Source organism: Streptomyces sp. NBC_01276 (assembly GCF_041435355.1).
Taxonomy (GTDB): domain Bacteria; phylum Actinomycetota; class Actinomycetes; order Streptomycetales; family Streptomycetaceae; genus Streptomyces.
On record NZ_CP108442.1, the window covers coordinates 2,003,792 to 2,022,329 of the forward strand.

An 18,538-nucleotide genomic window follows, 5' to 3' on the forward strand; every position below is an offset into this window, starting at 1 on the left:
ACCGCCCGCCCTGCGACCCGACTAGTGTTTTCCCCGTACACGCGGGTGGGGGGAGAACAGAGCTGATGAGTCGTCGGTCGAGCGGATTGATCGGGGTCTGGGCGGAGGCCCAGCGGCAGCAGCAGCGGACGCAGTTGATCCAGCAGCGTGAGGCCGAGCGCCGGCAGCGGGCCTACGAGCGGGACGTCGCCCGGGACCGGCGGGAGCAGCAGGCCGCCTACAGACAGCACCGGGAGGCCGAGGCCCGGCGGCGCACCGAGCAGCTCGAAGCCGAGGTCGCCGCCCTGCAGGGGCTGCTGGCCACCGGCTGCCGGGCACCGGCCTTCCGGATGGCCTCCCTGATCCGCGACGAGCGGCTCGAAGCCTTCGCCCCCGGCACCCTCGCCCACCCGGTGCCGATGCCCCAGCTCCACCAGTTCCAGCAGCAGAGCAGCGGCTGGACCCTCGGCTCGGGACGTCGCGCCCAGGCCGAGCGGGAGGCCCACGACCGGTACACGCAGGCATGGCAGGCCGCGCACGCAGCGGAGCAGGAGCGGCTGCGGCAGCTGGCCGCGTACCGGCAGCAGTACGACCGGTGGGCGGCGGAGCAGCTCGCCGGGATCCGCCGCCACAACGGCGGTCTCACCGAACTGGCCGACGCGCTGCGCGCGGGAGATCCCGAGGCGGCGGTGGAGTACTTCTCGGCGGCGCTGTACGCCTCCACGGCCTGGCCCGAGGAGCTGCCCCGCCAGGTCTCGGCGGCGTACGACCCGGCGGCGCGGCAGCTCGTGCTGGACTGGGAGCTGCCCCGGTACGAGGCCGTGCCGGAGACGAAGTCCGTGCGGTACGTGGCGGGCACGGACCAGGACAAGGAGACCGCCCGGCCGGCGACCCAGCGCCGGGCGCTCTACCGGGACCTGCTGGCCCAGTGCGTGTTGCTGGTGCTGCGCGAGGTGTACGCGGCGGACGAGTTCGGGGCGCTGGAGTCGGTGGCCGTCAACGGGTTCGTGGACGACCACGATCCGGTGACCGGCCGGGAGGCACAGCTCGTCCTGACGACCGTGCAGGTCCCGCACTCCGCCTTCTCCGGGCTGCGGCTGGAGCAGGTGAGCGCCGTGGACTGTCTGACGGACGGCCTGCGCGGGCAGTTGTCGGCGCGGCCGGACCAGCTGACGGCCGTACGGGCGGGCCGCAGGCCGGGCGAGGTCGGCGGCGCCGGCGGGGTCGTCAGCCACGGCGGGCACGCGGACGGCGAGGAGGAGCCCGACCTCTTCGTGATGGACCCGATCGCCTTCGAGAACCTGGTGGCGGAGCTGTTCCGGGCGATGGGCATGGAGGCGGTGACCACGCAGCGGTCGGGCGACGGCGGTGTGGACGTCGAGGCGCTGGACCCGGCCCCGATCCGGGGCGGGCGGATCGTGGTGCAGGTCAAGCGCTACCGGAACACGGTGCCGCCGACGGCCGTGCGTGATCTGTACGGCACGGTCCAGGACAAAGGGGCGAACAAGGGGGTGCTGGTCACCACCGCGTCCTTCGGGCCCGGGTCGTACACCTTTGCCAACGGCAAGCCGCTGGAGTTGGTTCCCGGGGCCGAACTGGTCGAGCTGCTGCACCGGTACGGACTGCGGGGGCGACTGGGCGGGAGCACCGGGGAGGCCGCCGTACCGGCCCAGCGGGCGACCCGGCCGGCCGCGGGGGCGGCTGCGCGGAGGTCGGATCCGGCCGCCGACACCGTCCCGGCCCTGCCCCTGGAACCGCCGCCCGTCGCGGCCGACCGCAACGTGCTGGGGATGTACTGGTCGGGCCGGGTCGCGCTGGACGTGTGCGCGCTGGTCTGCGAGGGCGGCCGGGTGCTGAGCGAGGACCACTTCGTGTTCTTCAACAACCCGCAGACCCCGGACGGTTCGGTGCGTTCCCGTCCGCACACGGCGCCCGACAAGGCCGCCGTCGAGGTCGGCTTCGACGCCCTGCCGCAGCGCGCCGACCGCCTGGTGCTGGTCGCCGCGATCGACCCGGAGGCCGATCCGGACGCGGACCTGGCGGGGTTCACCGACGCCCGGATCCGGCTGCTGGACGCGGCCGGAGGGGAGATCGACCAGCTGGAGGTCTCGGACGGCAGGGCGGGCGAGACGGCCCTGGTCCTGGGCTCCTTCCGGCGCCGCCCGAACGGCGACTGGAAGTTCGTGATCGGCGGCAAGGGCTACCGCGGCGGTCTGGAGGACCTGTTGCGGGAGTACGGGGTCGAGGTGGCGTGACCGGAGCCGTCGCCCCGTGCGTCCGTCAGGCCCCTCCGGGGCGCGGCCCGTCGCGGTGGCCACGGCCGTGGGGGACCGCGTCCCGGGACCCGGGTCCCCCGGCCCGCCGGGCGCGGCGGGCCGCGGTACGGGCGCCCAGGGGGAGGGCCGCCGCCAGGGAGGCCGCGGCCAGCGCCCCGGCCCCGGCGGCCGGCCAGCCCACGGCGGCGCCCGTCGGCGGCGGACCGAACCGCGGCTGGGCCACGCCCTCGGGGTCCACGGTCACCTCCGACGCGGTGCCCACCGGGTGCTCCCGGGCCCACTCGGCCCCGCGGAAGAAGCTCGGCGACGCGGCGAGGGTGAGGGTCCGGCCGTCCTCCAGCCGCACGTCCGCCAGGTACACCTCCCCCGTGTCGGGGTTCCCGCGGGTCCAGGTGGCGGTGACCACGGCGGGGTACGCCACTCCCCGGTCCCGCAGGATCCCGTCGGCGGCCCGCGCCGACCAGCCGTACGCCAGCGTGACCGTCCCGACGTAGAGCACCCCGGCGGCGACCCCGGCCGTCCGGACCCCGCGCGGGCTCAGCCCCGGGGAGGCCGCGAGGAGGCCGAAGCCGACGATCACGGCCAGCGCGAGGTACATCCAGGCCGGTCCCTGGACGCGGGAGAGCCCGGAGTCGGCCCTGGTGTGCAGGTCCCACAGCATGAACAGCCGTGCCAGCCCGGTGAAGACGCCGGTGAGGGCCACCGTCCACGCGCCCGCCCAGATCCCGGTCCATGTCCCCGCCCGGCCCGCGAGCCGCCGGTCTTCCCCGTCCGCGACCATCCGTCCAGCGTCCCAGCAACACCCGGCGGGCGTAAGGGCGCCGACCGTCCCGGCCGCCGGGTCCGGCTCACTCGCCGGTTGCGGCGTCCCCTTCCGGTCCGGCGTCCCCGGCCGTCGCGTCCGCGTCCGTCGCGTCCGCGGCCCGGTCCACGTACCGCAGCACGCCCCACATGCTCTCCGGCGGAGTGTTCCGCGGGTCCTCCTCCTCGCAGTCGGCCAGCTCGTGCAGCAGCCCGGGGCCGTCGAGGGCGGAGCCGATCAGGACGAGCTGCGTCCGGCGCGGCTCCCCCCGCCCCCAGGGGCCGGGGGCGAAGCGCAGGAAGCGGCCGACCGAGTGGACCTCGTAACGCTCCTGGTGGCCGGGGACGCCGAACCAGACGAAGCCCTTGATCCGGTAGAGGCCGGACGGGCGGCGGTCGAGGAAGTCGATGAGGCGGCGCGGGGAGAGCGCCTCGTGCGAGGTGAACTCGACCGCCTCGTAGGCCGCGTGCAGGTGGCCGTGGTGGTCCTGCCCGTCGGTGTGCTCGTGTTCCGCGGCCTCCGTGAGCAGGTCCTCGAAGGACAGCTGCCCCCGGGTCCGCGACCAGGGCCGGCGGTCGAAGAGCAGCTCCGGGTCGATCCGCCCGTGTTCGGCAGCGACCACGGGGATGCCCGGGGCGCAGAGCGCGGCGAGTTCCCGCTCGACGCGGGCCCGTTCGGCGGCGTCCACGCGGTCGGTCTTGTTCAGCACCACGAGGTCGGCGACGGCCAGGTGGCGGTCGGTCTCGGGGTGCGCGGCCCGGGTCGCGTCGAACTCGGCCGCGTCGACGACCTGCACCAGGCCGCCGTAGCGGACGGCCGGATTCTCGTTGGCCACGAGCATCCGGACCATCTCCTGCGGCTCGGCGAGTCCGCTGGCCTCGATGACGATCACGTCGATCCGGTGGACGGGTGCGGCGAGCTTCTCCAGGTACGCGTCCAGTTCGCTGCCGTCGACCGCGCAGCACAGGCAGCCGCCGCCGAGCGAGACCATCGAGTCGCCGACCTGCCCGGCCACGGACATCGCGTCGATCTCGATCGACCCGAAGTCGTTGACGACGACCCCGATCCGGGTCCCCGCACGGTGGGCGAGCAAGTGGTTGAGCACCGTGGTCTTGCCGGAACCGAGGAATCCGGAGAGGACGACGACCGGAACGGTCCGGGCGGGGGGAGCGGGCTGCCTGCTGTTCACCCGGACGATCGTAGTCAGCCCAGCGGGGGGACCGGCCGGGGCGGGGTCGGGCCGGCGTAGCGCGCGGCCGGCCGGATGATCTTCGGGTCGGCGGCCTGTTCGAGGATGTTCGCACTCCAGCCGACCACCCGGGCCGCGCAGAAGGTGGGGGTGAACATCTCGCGCGGCAGCCCGCACAGCTCCATGACCACGCCCGCGTAGAATTCGACGTTGGTGTGCAGCTCGCGGCCCGGCTTGAGTTCGGCGAGGATCTCCTCCACCTGCCGCTCGACCTCCACGGCGAAGTCCACGAGCGGCCCGCCGAAGTCCCGCGCGATGCCCCGCAGCATCCGGGAGCGCGGGTCCTCGGTGCGGTAGACGGGGTGCCCGAAGCCCATGATCCGGTCCCCGGCGAGCACCCGCTCCCGGATCCACGGCCCGATCCGCTCCACCGTGCCGATGGCGTCGAGGGTGTCCAGGGCCCGGCTGGGCGCGCCCCCGTGGAGCGGTCCGGAGAGCGCGCCGATCGCACCGGTCAGACAGGCCGCGACGTCCGCGCCGGTGGAGGCGATCACGCGGGCGGTGAAGGTGGAGGCGTTGAAGCCGTGGTCGACCGTCGAGACGAGGTACCGCTCGACGGCGCGGGCCCGGACCGGGTCGGGCTCCTCGCCGGTCAGCATCCAGAGGTGATTGGCGGCGTACGGGAGGTCGTCGCGCGGCTCCACGGGCTCCAGGCCGCGGCCCAGCCGGTGCAGAGCCGTGAGCAGCGTCGGCACGGCGGCGCAGGCGGCGAGCGCGTCGGCGGCGCGGGCCTCGGGGGTGAGGTCGTAGACCGGGCGGAAGCCGGCGGTGGCGCCGAGCAGCGAGAGGGCGGTGCGCAGCCCGGCGAGCGGCCCGGAGGCGGCGGTGGCGCGGGCGAGGGCGGGCAGGGCGTCCCGCACGTCGGCGGGCAGGTGGCGCAGTGGCGCGATCTCGGCGGCGAAGGCGTCCCGCCCGGCACGGTCGGCGGGCAGCGCACCGCGGAACATCAGGTGCCAGACGTCCTCGAAGGTGCGGCTCTCGGCGAGCTCGACGGCCGAGTACTGGCGGTAGTGGTAGAAGCCTTCCAGGCCCCGGACGTCACCGAGCTGGGTCTCGGTGACCACGACTCCCGCGAGACCGCGGGGTACTTCGACGGTGGTGTTCATGAATCGACCATCCATCCTTGACTCAATCCTTGTCAATATTGATTAAATCAATGTATGTAGGCTGAGTGTCATGTCTGATCACGCAGCCGACGGCCCTCCCGCCGCCGAGGGAACCCGGCGGCTCACGACCCAGGAGGCCGCCCGCCTCCTGGGCGTGAAACCGGCCACCGTGTACGCCTACGTCAGCCGCGGCCAGCTCAGCAGCCGCCGCGACCCGGTCGGCCGGGGCAGCAGCTTCGACGCGCGCGAGGTGGAGGCACTGGCCCGGCGCAGCCGCCGTGAGGCGGCGGGCCCGCCCGGGGAGCTCTCCGTCCGCACCTCGCTCACACTCATCGAGGCCGACCGGTACTTCTTCCGGGGCGTGGACGCCGTCGAACTGGCCTCGCGGTACGCCTACGAGGAGGTCGCCGAGTGGCTGTGGACGGGGAGCCTGCCGCACGGGGCCCGGTTCGCCGCTCCCCCGGAGGCGCTCGCCGCGGCCCGCCGGGCGGTGGCCGCCCTGCCGGAGCACAGCGGCCCCCTGGACCGGCTGCGGGTCGCCGTCACCGCGGCGGCGGTGGCGGACCCGCTCCGCTTCGACCTGTCCGAGGAGGCCGTACTGGGTTCGGCGCGCTGCCTCGTGCCGACGCTGGTCGGCGCCCTGCCGCAGGCCGCCCCGGCCCGCGTCGGGGACGGACGGCTCGCCTGGGAACTGTGGTCCCGGCTGACGGCCGTGGATCCCGACCCGGCGGCCCTGGACGTGCTGGACCTGGCGCTGGCGCTGCTGGTCGACCACGACCTGGCCGCCTCCACCCTCGCGGTGCGGGTGGCCGCCTCGGCGCGGGCCCATCCCTACGCGGTGGTCTCGGCCGGGCTGGGCGCACTGGAGGGCCCCCTGCACGGGGCGGCCGGGCGGCTGGCGCACCGGATGGTGACGGAGGTCCTGGAACGGGGCGGCGCCGCGCCGGTGGTGGCGGAGTACCTGCGCGCCGGGCGGCGGGTCCCCGGCCTCGGCCACCGCCTGTACCGCGGGGAGGATCCGCGGGCGCGGGCCCTGTTCGGCCGGCTGGAGGGGCTCCCCCAGGCCGGTCCGGCGCTGGGCGCGGCCCGGGACGTGGCCACCGTGATGGCCCGGCACGGACTGCACCCGAACGTGGACCTGGCCCTCGCGGTGCTGACGGTGTCCTGCGCCATGCCCGCCGAGGCCGGGGAAACGGTGTTCGCGGTGGCCCGGACGGCGGGCTGGATCGCACACGCGCTGGAGGAGTACCAGGAGCGCCCCCTGCGCATGCGGCCGAGCGGCCACTACGACGGCCCGCGGCCGCCCCGGCCACTGCCGTGACGGGTCTGGCCGCCCCGGCCACTGACGGGACGGGCGGACGGGCGGACGGGCGGACGGGCGGACGGGACGAGCGGGGCGGGGCCACCTGGAGCGCATCGTCCACGGGAAGGCGCCACCGCAGTACCTCCTCGACGTCCAGGAGCCGCGCGACACCCACTTCGGCCGCAGCGAACCGTGGGAGCGGGCCGCGCCGGACGGCCCCCTACCCGCCGCCACCCGCACCGGGAGAACCCAGGCATTCCGCTTACGCCGTCGCCGACCTACGGTTACTGGTCATGCGGTTCCTCCCCACGAGTGCCCCACGCCTCGGGCTGCCCCGACGGGCCGTCTCGCAGATCCTGCTCACCCAGCTGGCCATCGCCGCCGGGGTCCTCGTGCTGGCCACCGGGCTCTTCCTCGCCCCGCTCAGCGTCCAGCTGGACGACCAGGCCATGCGCCGCGCGCTGGCCATCGCCCAGAGCGCGGCGGCGGACCCGGCCCTGGCCTCCGACCTCCTGAGGTCGGGGCCGTTCCCGGACACGCCCGTACAGGCCGCGGCGGAGCGGATCCGCAGCGCCACCGGAGCCGAGTACGTGGTCGTCGTGGACCTGAAGGGCATCCGCCGCTCCCACCCCAGCCCCGACCGCATCGGGCTGCCCGTCTCCACCGACCCCGGCGACGCCCTGGCGGGACACGACGTCATGGAGATCGACGAGGGCACCCTCGGCCGCTCGGCCCGCGGAAAGGTCCCCCTGGTCGCCGCCGACGGCGCGATCGTCGGCGCCGTCTCCGTCGGCATCCCCTACGACAGCGTGCGCGAGCGGCTCCTCGGCGCCATCCCCGGACTGCTCGCCTACGCCGGCGGAGCCCTGGCCGCCGGAGCGCTCGCCGCCTACCTGCTGTCCCGCCGGATCCAGCGGCAGACCCGCGACCTCGCGTTCTCCGACATCGCCGGTCTCCTCGCGGAACGCGAGGCCATGCTGCACTCCATCCGCGAGGGCGTGATCGCCCTCGACGGCGACGACCGCGTACGGCTCGTCAACGACGAGGCCGCCCGGCTGCTGGGGCTCTCCCCCGACACCGCCCGCACCCTCGCCGGGCGCCCGCTCGACGAGGTCCTCGGTCCGGGCCGCACCAGCGACGTCCTCGCCGGCCGCGTCACCGGACGCGACCTGCTCACCGTCCAGGGCCCGCGGGTCCTGGTCGCCAACCGGATGCCGACCGACGACGGCGGCGCCGTCGCCACCCTGCGCGACCGTACCGAGGTGGAGCACCTGAGCCGCGAGCTGGACTCCACGAAGGGCCTGATCGACGCCCTGCGCGCCCAGGACCACGAGCACGCCAACCGCCTCCACACCCTCCTCGGCCTGCTCGAACTGGGACTGCACGAGGAGGCCGTCGCCTTCGTGAACGAGGTCGCGGGAGTGCACCGCAGCACCGCCGAGCAGGTCACCGAGAAGGTCCACGACCCGCTGCTGGCCGCCCTGCTGGTCGGCAAGGCCACCGTCGCCGCGGAACGGGGCGTCCCCCTGCGGCTCGCTCCGACCGCCTTCCTCCCCGACCGCCTGGTGGACCCGGGAGGCCTCGTCACGATCCTCGGCAACCTGGTGGACAACGCCCTGGACGCGACGGCGGGCTCGGCCGCACCCATGGTGGAGGTCGACCTCCACGCCGAGGGCCGCACCGCCGTGCTGCGGGTGCGCGACAGCGGCCCGGGCGTCCCCGCCGGGCGCCACGAGGAGATCTTCACCGAGGGCTGGTCGACCAAGCAGCCCGAGGCCCACCGCGAACGCGGCCTCGGACTCGCCCTCGTACGCCGCCTCGCGGAGCGGCAGGGCGGCAGCGCGCGGGCCGGGGCAGCCTCGGACGGAGGGGCGGAGTTCTCCGTCGTGCTCCCGGAGGCCCTGCGGTGAACGGGACCCCGAGCGGTGAGCTGGCCGTACTGGTCGTCGACGACGACATGCGTGTCGCCCGGATCAACGAGGCGTACGTGGCCAAGGTTCCCGGGTTCCGCGTGGCCGGCCGGGCCCACTCGGCGGCCGAGGCGCTGGAGTTCCTCACCACCAGGCCCGTGGACCTGGTCCTCCTCGACCACTACCTGCCGGACGAGAACGGCCTCGACCTCGTGCGCCGCATGCGCCAGCTGGGCCACCACACCGACGTGATCATGGTCACGGCCGCCCGGGACCTGGCCACCGTCCAGGCGGCCATGCGGCTCGGTGCCCTCCAGTACCTGGTCAAGCCGTTCACCTTCACCGGACTGCGCGCCAGGCTGGAGGCCTACGCCGCCCTGCGCCGCTCCCTCTCCGGCGGTGGCGAGGCCGAGCAGGCCGAGGTGGACCGGATCTTCGGCGCCCTGGCCGCGGCGGGCACCCCGAACGAGCTCCCCAAGGGCCACTCCCCCACCACCGCCGAGCTGGTGCGCCAGGTCCTGCGCACCGCCGAAGGCCCCCTGTCCACCCAGCAGGTCGCCGACCGCGCCGGCATCAGCCGGCAGACCGCCCAGCGCTACCTGAAGCTCCTGGACCGGGCCGGCCGCGTCACCCTGGCCCTGCGCTACGGCGAGACCGGCCGCCCGGAACACCGCTACGCGTGGGTCCCCTCGGCGGGCCCCTGAGGACTCACACCGCGCCGGCCCCCGTCAGGGAGCGCACCTCCGTCTCCGCGTGCCTGCGCTCGTCCGGCTCCTCGCCCGAGGTGACCGTCCCCAGCCAGCCCGCGAGGAACCCGAGCGGGATGGAGACGATCCCCGGGTTCTGCAGCGGGAAGTACTGGAAGTCGACACCGGGGAAGAGCGATTCGGGGCTCCCCGAGACCACGGGCGACAGGACGACCAGCAGCACCGCCGGGACCAGCCCCCCGTACACCGACCAGACCGCACCCCGCGTGGTGAACCCCCGCCAGAACAGCGAGTACAGCAGCACCGGCAGGTTCGCCGAGGCCGCCACCGCGAAGGCCAGCCCCACCAGGAAGGCGACGTTCAGGTCCTGGGCGACCAGCCCGAGGCCGATCGCCACCGCCCCGATCCCCACGGCCGCGACGCGCGCCACGGCGACCTCGCTGCGCTGCCGGGCGTGCCGCCGTTTGAGGGAGGCGTAGAGGTCGTGCGCGACGGAGGCGGACGAGGCGAGGGTGATCCCGGCGACCACGGCGAGGATGGTCGCGAAGGCGATGGCGGCCACGAACGCGAACAGCACCGCGCCCCCGGTGGACTCCGCGCCCCCGCCGAGGAAGGCCGCCAGCAGCGGTACGGCCGTGTTCCCCGAGGCGTTGGAGGCCCGCACCTGATCCGGCCCGAGCAGCGCCGCGGCCCCGAAGCCCAGCACGATGGTCATCAGGTAGAAGCCGCCGATCAGCCCGATCGCCCAGACGACGGACCGGCGGGCCGCCCGCGCCGTGGGCACGGTGTAGAAGCGGGACAGGATGTGCGGCAGCCCCGCGGTGCCCAGGACCAGGGCGAGCCCGAGGCTCATGAAGTCGACGCGGGCGGTCCAGTCGCCCCCGTACCGGAGGCCGGGGCCCAGGAAGCGGGCGCCGTACCCGCTGCGATCGGCGGCGCTGGTGAGCAGCTGGCCGAAGTTCCCGTGGAAGCGCAGCAGGACCAGCACGGTCAGGGTGATCGCCCCGCCCATCAGGAGGACGGCCTTCACGATCTGGATCCAGGTGGTGGCCCGCATCCCGCCGAAGGAGACGTAGACCACCATCAGGGCGCCCACGCCGATCACGGTGAGCGTCCGCGCCGCGGCGCCCGAGCTGCCGAGCAGCAGGCCCACCAGGCTGCCCGCCCCGACCATCTGCGCGACCAGGTAGAGCACCGAGACCACGACGGAGGAGATCCCGGCGGCGATCCGTACGGGCCGCTCGCTCATCCGGGCGGCGACCACGTCCGCGAGGGTGAAGCGGCCGCAGTTGCGTACCAGCTCGGCGACCAGGAAGAGGACCAGGAGCCAGGCCACGAGGAAGCCGACGGAGTACAGCAGGCCGTCGTACCCGAACAGGGCGATCAGGCCGGAGATCCCGAGGAAGGAGGCGGCGGACATGTAGTCGCCGGCGATGGCGAAACCGTTCTCCATGGGGGAGAAGAGTCGCCCGCCCGCGTAGAACTCCTCGGCCGAACCGTGCCGGCTGCGGCTGACCCAGGTGGTGATGCCGAGGGTGACGGCGATGAAGACGCTGAACAGGATCAGCGCGAGGGTCTGGTGCTCGCTGTTCACCGGTCCTCCCCCCGGGCCGCGGTCCGCTCCTGGTCGCGCTCCTGCTCGAAGACCGTCCAGCGCAGGTCGAGTGCGGCCCGGTCCCGCCTGAGGCGGGCGTGGCGGGCGTAGGCCCAGGTCAGCAGGAAGGTGCTCAGGAACTGCCCGAGCCCCGCGAGCAGGGCCACGTTCACCGGGCCGAAGACGGGCCGGGCCATCAGAGCGGGCACCGTGGTGGCGGCGACCACGTAGGCCACGTACCAGAGGAAGAACCCGGCGGTCGCGGGGACGACGAACCTGCGGTAGCGGCCGCGGACCTCCTGGAAGGCGGCGCTCCGCTGCACTTCGAGGTAGATCTCGGATGCGCCGGACGCGGTCCGGCCCCCGGCGTCCGGGCGGGGCGGGACCGTTTCCCCGCCCTCGCCCCAGCCCACGGCCAGGGCGTCGTACCAGGGGTCGTCCAGCCGGATCGTTCCGGCATCGCGACCGTCGTGCTTGTCCACCGAACTCTCCTTGTCCGCCGCCGCATTGGCCGCGTGCCCACAAGGATGTGCTCGATGGTCGTTTTCAGGACTGATGTCCGGCGCTCTTCACTCCTTCAGGTGATGGAGGGAAGAGCGCCGGCGTGCCGGAGCCGCGTCCGGGTCAGGCGTCGATGCGCGAGCGGTCGAGAGTCGCCGCGGAGCTGGTGATGAACTCCTTGCGCGGGGCGACCTCGTTGCCCATGAGCAGGTCGAAGACCTGCTCGGCGGAGTCCAGGTCTCCGATGTTGATCCGGCGCAGGGTGCGGAAGCGGGGATCCATGGTGGTCTCCGCCAGCTGGTCCGCGTCCATCTCGCCGAGGCCCTTGTAGCGCTGGATGGCGTCCTTGTACCGGACGTTCTTGCGCTGGTACTCCAGCAGCGTCTGGCGCAGCTCGTTGTCCGAGTACGTGTACACGTACTTGTCCTGGCCCCGCTTGGGCTGGACCAGCTCGATGCGGTGCAGCGGCGGGACGGCCGCGAAGACCCGGCCCGCCTCGACCATGGGCCGCATGTACCGCTGGAAGAGCGTCAGCAGCAGGCAGCGGATGTGCGCGCCGTCCACATCGGCGTCGACGAGCAGGACGATCTTGCCGTAGCGGGCGGCGTCGAGGTCGAAGGTACGACCCGAGCCTGCCCCTATGACCTGGATGATCGCTCCGCACTCGGCGTTCTTGAGCATGTCCGAGACCGAGGACTTCTGGACGTTGAGGATCTTGCCCCGAATCGGCAGCAGGGCCTGGAACTCGGAGTTCCGGGCGAGCTTGGCCGTACCGAGGGCCGAGTCCCCCTCGACGATGAAGAGCTCGCTGCGGTCCACGTCGTCGCTGCGGCAGTCGGCCAGCTTGGCCGGCAGCGAGGAGGACTCCAGCGCGGTCTTGCGGCGCTGCGCCTCCTTGTGCTGGCGGGCCGCGATACGGGTCCGCGCGGCCGCGACGATCTTCTCCATCACGGCACGGGCCTGCTGCTTGTCGTCGCGCTTGGTGGAGGTCAGGAAGGCCTTGAGCTCCTTGGCGACGACGGCGGCGACGATGCGCGTCGCGGCGGAGGTACCGAGGACCTCCTTGGTCTGGCCCTCGAACTGCGGCTCGGCGAGGCGGACGGTGACGACGGCCGTCAGGCCCTCCATCGCGTCGTCCTTGACCACGTCGTCCTCGGCGACGCGCAGCAGCTTCGCCGAGCGCAGGACCTCGTTGACGGTCTTGGCGACCGAGCGCTCGAAGCCGGAGACGTGCGTACCGCCCTTGGGAGTGGCGATGATGTTCACGAAGGACTTGAGGTTGGTCTCGTACCCCGTGCCCCAGCGCAGGGCGATGTCCACGCCCAGCTCGCGGGTGACCTCGGTGGGGGTCATGTGGCCGCGGTCGTCGAGGACCGGGACGGTCTCCTTGAAGGTGCCCGTGCCGGTCAGGCGCAGCACGTCGCAGACGGCCTTGTCCTGCGCGAGGTACTCGCAGAACTCGCTGATGCCCCCGTCGAAGCGGAACGTCTCCTCGGTCTTGCCGGCGCCGTCGATGCCCCGCTCGTCGCGGACCACGATGGTCAGGCCGGGAACGAGGAAGGCCGTCTGGCGGGCGCGCTGGTACAGCGTCTCCAGGCCGAGGCGGGCGTCCTTGAGGAAGATCTGCCGGTCCGCCCAGTAGCGGATCCGGGTGCCGGTGCGGCCCTTGGGGATCCGCTTGACCTTGCGCAGGCCGCCGGCCGGGTCGAAGGGGCTGTCGGGGCCCTGCTCGGTGAAGAACCCGGGGACGCCGCGGCGGAAGCTGACGGCGTGGGTGGAGCTGCCCCGGTCGACCTCGACGTCCAGGCGGGCCGAGAGGGCGTTGACCACGGAGGCGCCGACGCCGTGCAGACCGCCGGAGGCGGCGTACGAGCCGCCGCCGAACTTTCCGCCCGCGTGCAGCTTGGTCATGACGACCTCGACCCCGGACAGGCCGGTCTTGGGCTCGACGTCCACCGGGATGCCGCGGCCGTTGTCGCGGACCTCGACCGAGGCGTCCTCGTGGAGGATCACCTCGATGTGGTCGCAGTAGCCGCCCAGGGCCTCGTCGACGGAATTGTCGATGATCTCCCAGAGGCAGTGCATCAGGCCTCGGCTGTCGGTGGAGCCGATATACATGCCGGGGCGCTTGCGAACGGCCTCAAGGCCTTCGAGGACGAGCAGGTGCCGCGCGGTGTAGTTGGAACCGTCCCGGTCTGCTCCGGACAGCAGCGCGCTGGAAGGCACGGACGTGTCGGCGGTCACGCAGTTCGCTCCTCGCTGAATTTCTTTTCTGGCCCGGTCGGGCGCAGGGGTGGCTCGGCTGCCGGTCAGAGGGTACCGAGGCCTGGTAGAGCCGATGCAACGCCACCCTCGTCACTTCCTCAGCCTAGTGCAGATCCGCACGGATGTTCGATCCCCCGTGAGGGTGAAGCAAACATCACGTTCCCTTCCAGGCATGAACCATTTAGGGTTCGGGCACGTCCTCATGCACAACCGGCACTCACGCCGGGGAGGACGGGAACTGCTACAAGCGAACGACTGACAACGCGAAACCGTAAAGCAACGCAATACGGCTCCTTCGCCGCCAACCGGCAGCAGCCGGCCAGCTTCGGAAGGAAGTTTCGAGGAAAAGCCGCGAGCGGGAACGTTTTCGGCCTGGTTGGATGTTGACCCTGGTACGACAGCTCGTCGAGCTAGAGAAGAGGCGACGTGACTACTGTTCTGACACCCGCGACCCCGCTGACGGCCGCTGACCGATGCGACCGTTGCGGCGCCCAGGCATATCTGCGCGTCGTCCTCCTGAGCGGTGGTGAACTGCTCTTCTGCGCCCACCACGGGCGTAAGTTCGAGCCGGAACTCAAGAAGATCGCCGCGGAAATACAGGATGAGACCGAGCGGCTCACGTCCGCTCCGGCCGCTAATGCTGCCGACACCGAGGACCGCTGACACAAGGCCTAACCTCGCATCCGACGAGCCAGGACCGGCCAGGCCGGTCGACGGGCGGCATCTCTGAGACCCAGGGACGCCGCCCGTCCTCATATCCGAGGCACTTCCCCGGGCGTACGGCCGGCCCGTACGCCCCCACACCCCCGTGCAGGGCCGCACAGGCCTCCTGGAGCCCCTCCCGACACCCCGCGGGGCCTCCTTATACCCCGTCGGGCCGCGCGGCCCTCTCGGCGCCGCTCACGAATCCGACCAACGGGGCGATCCGGGTGTACACGCCCGGACTGTCGGCGCGCCCGCAGCCGCGCCCCCACGACACCAGCCCGATCAGCCGCCCCCCGGCCACCAGCGGACCCCCGCTGTCCCCCTGGCAGGCGTCCTTGCCGCCGTCCCGGTCCCCGGCGCACACCATGGACTCCGCCCGGTACTGGCCGTCCGAGTCCCCCGGGTACGCCCGTCGGCAGACGTCGTCGGCCAGCACGGTGACCTGCGCCGCCCGCAGCCCGTACGCGTAGTCCCCGAAGCCGCTCGTGTCGCCCCAGCCGTACACGGCCGCCTCGGTGCCCACGGCGTACGCCGGGTGGCCGTCCTCGGCCATGGGGAGCACGTACTGCGCCGGAACGGCCTCGGCGAGTTCCAGCACGGCCAGGTCCCCGGCGTTGCTCCCGGGGTCGTAGGCCGGGTTCACCCGGGCGGCGCGCACCGCGATCTCGCGGCCCTCGTCGGCGCGCAGCTCCGTACGTCCGGTGATCACGCGGAAGTCGGCGACGGATTCGACCGTCCCGCCCAGCACCTGCCGGCCCAGGCAGTGGGCCGCGGTCACCACCGTGGTCGGGGCGACGACGACGCCCCCGCAGAACTGCCCGTCCCGGGTACCCCCGAACCGGTCACGGCTGGCGAGGGCCACGACCCACGGGCTGTCGGCCACGTTCACCGGCTTCCCGCCTATGACCACGCTGTCCGCGGCCACCCCGGGGGCCTGGGCCAGCGGCAGCACGGCCGCTCCCGCCACCAGGGTCAGCGCGCCCGCCAGAGCACGGGCAAAGGGACGACGCATGAGGCCTCCTGACTCTGAGTGTGCATGACTCCACCCAGAGTGGGTCGCCCGGTGGCCGGGCGCACCCGCGCGGCCACCGTCGTGGGCCCCCGCGCCCCCGGCCGGTGGAGATCCGGTGCGGGGCCGCTCCGGATCCGCTCCGGATCCGCTCGACCGTCCGGTCCGGCCGGCCCGGGGGCGTACCCGTACCGGGCCCGGACCGGTCGTGTCGGGGCCTTCGGCCGTTCCGGTCAGTCCAGGTAGTCGCGCAGGACCTGGGACCGGGACGGGTGGCGCAGCTTCGACATGGTCTTGGACTCGATCTGGCGGATGCGCTCGCGAGTGACCCCGTAGACCTTGCCGATCTCGTCGAGGGTCTTGGGCTGGCCGTCGGTCAGGCCGAACCGCATCGAGACCACGCCGGCCTCGCGCTCGCTCAGCGTGTCGAGGACCGAGTGCAGCTGCTCCTGCAGGAGCGTGAAGCTGACGGCGTCGGCCGGGACGACGGCCTCGGAGTCCTCGATGAGGTCACCGAACTCGCTGTCGCCGTCCTCGCCGAGCGGGGTGTGCAGGGAGATCGGCTCGCGGCCGTACTTCTGGACCTCGATGACCTTCTCGGGGGTCATGTCGAGTTCCTTGGCCAGCTCCTCCGGGGTGGGCTCGCGGCCGAGGTCCTGGAGCATCTGGCGCTGCACGCGGGCGAGCTTGTTGATCACTTCGACCATGTGCACGGGGATGCGGATGGTGCGGGCCTGGTCGGCCATGGCGCGGGTGATCGCCTGCCGGATCCACCAGGTCGCGTACGTGGAGAACTTGTAGCCCTTGGTGTAGTCGAACTTCTCCACGGCGCGGATCAGACCCAGGTTGCCCTCCTGGATCAGGTCCAGGAAGAGCATGCCGCGGCCGGTGTAGCGCTTGGCGAGGGAGACCACGAGGCGGAGGTTGGCCTCCAGCAGGTGGTTCTTGGCGCGGCGGCCGTCCTCGGCGATGATCTCCAGCTCGCGCTTGAGCTTGGGGGCCAGCTTGTCGGAGTTGGCCAGCTTGTCCTCGGCGAACAGGCCCGCCTCGATGCGCTTGGCGAGCTCGACCTCCTGCTCGGCGTTGAGGAGGGGGACCTTGCCGATCTGCTTGAGGTAGTCCTTGACGGGGTCGGCGGTGGCGCCGGCCACGACGACCTGCTGGGCGGGGGCGTCGTCCTCGTCGTCCGAGATGACGAAGCCCTTGTTCTCCCCGCCCTCCTCTTCCTCCTCGGCCTCGGCCTTCGGGGCGTCGGGGCCCTCGTCCGCGGTCTCCTCGCCGTCCTCGTCCGCGTCCTTCTTGGCGGCGGTCTTCTTCGCTGCCGTCTTCTTCGCCGCGGCCTTCTTCGCGGGAGCGGCCTTCTTCGCGGCCGTCTTCCGGGCGGCGGTCTTCTTCGCGACCGGTTCGGCCACGGGCTCTTCGGCCAGGGCGTCGGTCGTGTCCGGCTCCGCCGTTCCGGTGTCCGCGACGATGCCGGCCGCGGCCGGAGGGGCCGCCGTCTTCGCCACGACGGTCTTGGTCGCCGTCCGCTTGGCGGGGCTCTTCGCCGCGACGCTCTTGCGGGGGGTGCGCTTGGGCGACTCCGCGGCACTGACCATCAGTGTCACACCCTCTTCCTCAAGGATCTGGTTGAGGCTGCGCAGGACATTCTTCCACTGGGTCGCAGGAATCTGGTCAGCCTCGAAGGCCCGACGCACGTCATCGCCGGCGATCTGCCCCTCGGCCTTGCCCCGCTCGATGAGCGCCATCACAGACTCGGAATCGGCGATCTCCGGCGGGAGCGTACGGGATGTGCTGGCCGACACGAACAACCTCTCGGAACGATGGGAACGGCTTCCGACCCCGGCCTGGTGCTGGACCGGAGCCGACGACCACCGACTGGGGATGGGCCGGGGGCGCGGGCAGGGGCCGGGGAGCTGCACAGCACCCCCAAGGGCTGCTGTCTTCCCTCCGTCGGCCATCACCTCTTACGTCATCGCGTGACGTCGCGGAGCGTTACGCCCAATCTTCGTGGCCCGAATCACATCCGGTTCCCGTCCGTGCCCGTCCCGTGGCCGTACGCACGCGTCCGGAGGCCCCGGGAAGGCCCCCGCACGCCGGAGTCGCCGGACCCGGAACGGGCCCGGCGACCGGTGTGCACCCCCGCGCCCCCGCGCGTCGGCGCGTCAGTGCTCGCGCGGGGCGGGGACCACGCGCTCGACCTCCGGATGCACCGTCAGGAGCTGACGCATGGCGTTCTCGGCCCCCGTCGCGTCACCGGCCGCGAGCGCCTCGACCATCCGCGCGTGGTGCGCGACGCAGGTCTCGCTGGGCCGGTCGCAGGCGGTGACGGGGCTCCCGGAGACCTGGAGGGCGGCGGAGACGATGCCCGACAGGTGCTCCAGCATGCGGTTGCCTGCGACCTGGATCAGCAGTGCGTGGAACTCGTTGTCGGCGCGCGCGAGGGTGATCGCGTCGCCCTGCCCGAGGGCGTGCCCCATGATCTCGACCATGTCGGCGAGGCGCTGCTGGACGTCCGGGCGGCCGTGGCCGGCCGCGAGGCGGGCGGCCAGCGGTTCGATGGTCCAGCGGAGCTCGTTGAGCTCGCGGCGCTGGTCGTCGCGCTGGGGTCCGAAGGCGCGCCACTCGATGATGTCGGGGTCGAGCAGGTTCCAGTCGGCGACGGGCCGGACGCGGGTGCCCACGTTGGGGCGGGCGCTGACGAGGCCCTTGGCCTCCAGGACCCGCAGGGATTCGCGGACGACCGTGCGGGAGACCTCGAAGCGCTGGCCGATCTCCTCGGGGACCAGGGGGCGGTCCGCGCCGAGGTCGCCCGAGACGATCATCTGGCCTAGCTGCTGGACGAGTTGGCCGTGCAGACCGCGCCCGCGGCTGCCTGCCGCCCGGCGGCCGACGCGGCTCAGCTCGACGTCGCCCCCGTCCCAGTGGGGCGGTCCGACCCGGTCGGACCCGGAGGCCTCCGGGTAGGGGTAGCGGTCGAGTTCGCCCGAGCCGGCGAGGCCGGAGTCGGCATGGCGGGCGGCGGTCATCATGGTGTGCGCAAGGGTACTCACGAATCCTTTGTCGGCCTCGCCTTCATCACCCTTGAGGTCTTTGGTGAAAAGCACACGAAAGGGTGATCGGTGCCACCTA

General features: G+C 73.0%; 14 protein-coding genes. 5 read left to right on the top strand and 9 right to left on the bottom strand.

Annotated elements, in window-relative coordinates; all coding sequences use genetic code 11:
• Positions 1-65: 65 nt before the first annotated feature.
• Complete coding sequence (locus OG295_RS08375; protein ID WP_371676318.1) at positions 66-2,234, top strand: restriction endonuclease; 2,169 nt, start codon at positions 66-68, stop codon at positions 2,232-2,234.
• A gap of 25 nt (positions 2,235-2,259) precedes the next feature.
• Here OG295_RS08375 and OG295_RS08380 read toward each other — a convergent pair whose 3' ends face one another.
• The 3 genes from OG295_RS08380 to OG295_RS08390 form a co-directional block, all read right to left on the bottom strand.
• Positions 2,260-3,036: a hypothetical protein gene (locus tag OG295_RS08380; protein WP_371676319.1), complete on the bottom strand. Its 777-nt coding sequence runs from the start codon at positions 3,034-3,036 to the stop codon at positions 2,260-2,262.
• A gap of 67 nt (positions 3,037-3,103) precedes the next feature.
• Positions 3,104-4,246: a GTP-binding protein gene (locus OG295_RS08385; RefSeq protein WP_371676320.1), complete on the bottom strand. Its 1,143-nt coding sequence runs from the start codon at positions 4,244-4,246 to the stop codon at positions 3,104-3,106.
• 14 nt (positions 4,247-4,260) lie between these two features.
• Complete coding sequence (locus tag OG295_RS08390) at positions 4,261-5,412, bottom strand: citrate synthase/methylcitrate synthase (protein ID WP_371676321.1); 1,152 nt, start codon at positions 5,410-5,412, stop codon at positions 4,261-4,263.
• A gap of 70 nt (positions 5,413-5,482) precedes the next feature.
• Here OG295_RS08390 and OG295_RS08395 point away from each other — a divergent pair, with 70 nt between their 5' ends.
• From OG295_RS08395 to OG295_RS08405, 3 genes are all read left to right on the top strand, one after another.
• Complete coding sequence (locus OG295_RS08395; RefSeq protein ID WP_371676322.1) at positions 5,483-6,733, top strand: citrate synthase; 1,251 nt, start codon at positions 5,483-5,485, stop codon at positions 6,731-6,733.
• A 275-nt stretch (positions 6,734-7,008) separates the two neighbouring features.
• A complete protein-coding gene (locus OG295_RS08400; RefSeq protein WP_371676323.1) occupies positions 7,009-8,625 on the top strand; it encodes an ATP-binding protein in 1,617 nt (538 codons plus the stop codon).
• Complete coding sequence (locus tag OG295_RS08405; protein WP_371676324.1) at positions 8,622-9,329, top strand: response regulator; 708 nt, start codon at positions 8,622-8,624, stop codon at positions 9,327-9,329. The genes OG295_RS08400 and OG295_RS08405 overlap by 4 nt, the downstream gene beginning before the upstream one ends.
• A gap of 4 nt (positions 9,330-9,333) precedes the next feature.
• Here the strand turns inward: OG295_RS08405 and OG295_RS08410 are convergent, their stop codons facing one another.
• From OG295_RS08410 to OG295_RS08420, 3 genes are all read right to left on the bottom strand, one after another.
• On the bottom strand, positions 9,334-10,926 hold the full coding sequence (locus OG295_RS08410) for a cation acetate symporter (RefSeq protein WP_371676325.1): 1,593 nt from the start codon (positions 10,924-10,926) through the stop codon (positions 9,334-9,336).
• On the bottom strand, positions 10,923-11,408 hold the full coding sequence (locus OG295_RS08415) for a DUF485 domain-containing protein (RefSeq protein WP_371676326.1): 486 nt from the start codon (positions 11,406-11,408) through the stop codon (positions 10,923-10,925). The genes OG295_RS08410 and OG295_RS08415 overlap by 4 nt, the downstream gene beginning before the upstream one ends.
• A 142-nt stretch (positions 11,409-11,550) precedes the next feature.
• A complete protein-coding gene (locus tag OG295_RS08420; RefSeq protein ID WP_371676327.1) occupies positions 11,551-13,671 on the bottom strand; it encodes a type IIA DNA topoisomerase subunit B in 2,121 nt (706 codons plus the stop codon).
• Positions 13,672-14,118: 447 nt separating this feature from the next.
• Between OG295_RS08420 and OG295_RS08425 the strand changes: the two genes are divergently transcribed.
• Positions 14,119-14,355 carry a hypothetical protein gene (locus tag OG295_RS08425; RefSeq protein WP_030239625.1) on the top strand — a complete coding sequence of 79 codons (237 nt, stop codon included), beginning with the start codon at positions 14,119-14,121 and terminating at the stop codon, positions 14,353-14,355.
• Between the two features lie 199 nt (positions 14,356-14,554).
• Here the strand turns inward: OG295_RS08425 and OG295_RS08430 are convergent, their stop codons facing one another.
• From OG295_RS08430 to OG295_RS08440, 3 genes are all read right to left on the bottom strand, one after another.
• Positions 14,555-15,409, bottom strand: coding sequence for a trypsin-like serine protease (locus OG295_RS08430; RefSeq protein WP_371676328.1), 855 nt, complete (start codon positions 15,407-15,409; stop codon positions 14,555-14,557).
• Between the two features lie 230 nt (positions 15,410-15,639).
• Entirely contained in the window at positions 15,640-17,211 is a 1,572-nt protein-coding gene (locus OG295_RS08435; protein ID WP_371676329.1) for an RNA polymerase sigma factor, read from the bottom strand.
• Between the two features lie 360 nt (positions 17,212-17,571).
• Entirely contained in the window at positions 17,572-18,513 is a 942-nt protein-coding gene (locus OG295_RS08440; protein ID WP_371676330.1) for a FadR/GntR family transcriptional regulator, read from the bottom strand.
• Between the last annotated feature and the right edge of the window lie 25 nt (positions 18,514-18,538).

What these genes read in the sequence shown, in the direction of transcription:
- OG295_RS08375 (WP_371676318.1), top strand. Translation starts at nt 66, where the DNA reads ATGAGTCGTCGGTCGAGCGGATTGATCGGGGTCTGGGCGGAGGCCCAG.
- OG295_RS08380 (WP_371676319.1), bottom strand. Translation starts at nt 3,036, where the DNA reads ATGGTCGCGGACGGGGAAGACCGGCGGCTCGCGGGCCGGGCGGGGACA.
- OG295_RS08390 (WP_371676321.1), bottom strand. Translation starts at nt 5,412, where the DNA reads ATGAACACCACCGTCGAAGTACCCCGCGGTCTCGCGGGAGTCGTGGTC.
- OG295_RS08395 (WP_371676322.1), top strand. Translation starts at nt 5,483, where the DNA reads ATGTCTGATCACGCAGCCGACGGCCCTCCCGCCGCCGAGGGAACCCGG.
- OG295_RS08400 (WP_371676323.1), top strand. Translation starts at nt 7,009, where the DNA reads ATGCGGTTCCTCCCCACGAGTGCCCCACGCCTCGGGCTGCCCCGACGG.
- OG295_RS08430 (WP_371676328.1), bottom strand. Translation starts at nt 15,409, where the DNA reads ATGCGTCGTCCCTTTGCCCGTGCTCTGGCGGGCGCGCTGACCCTGGTG.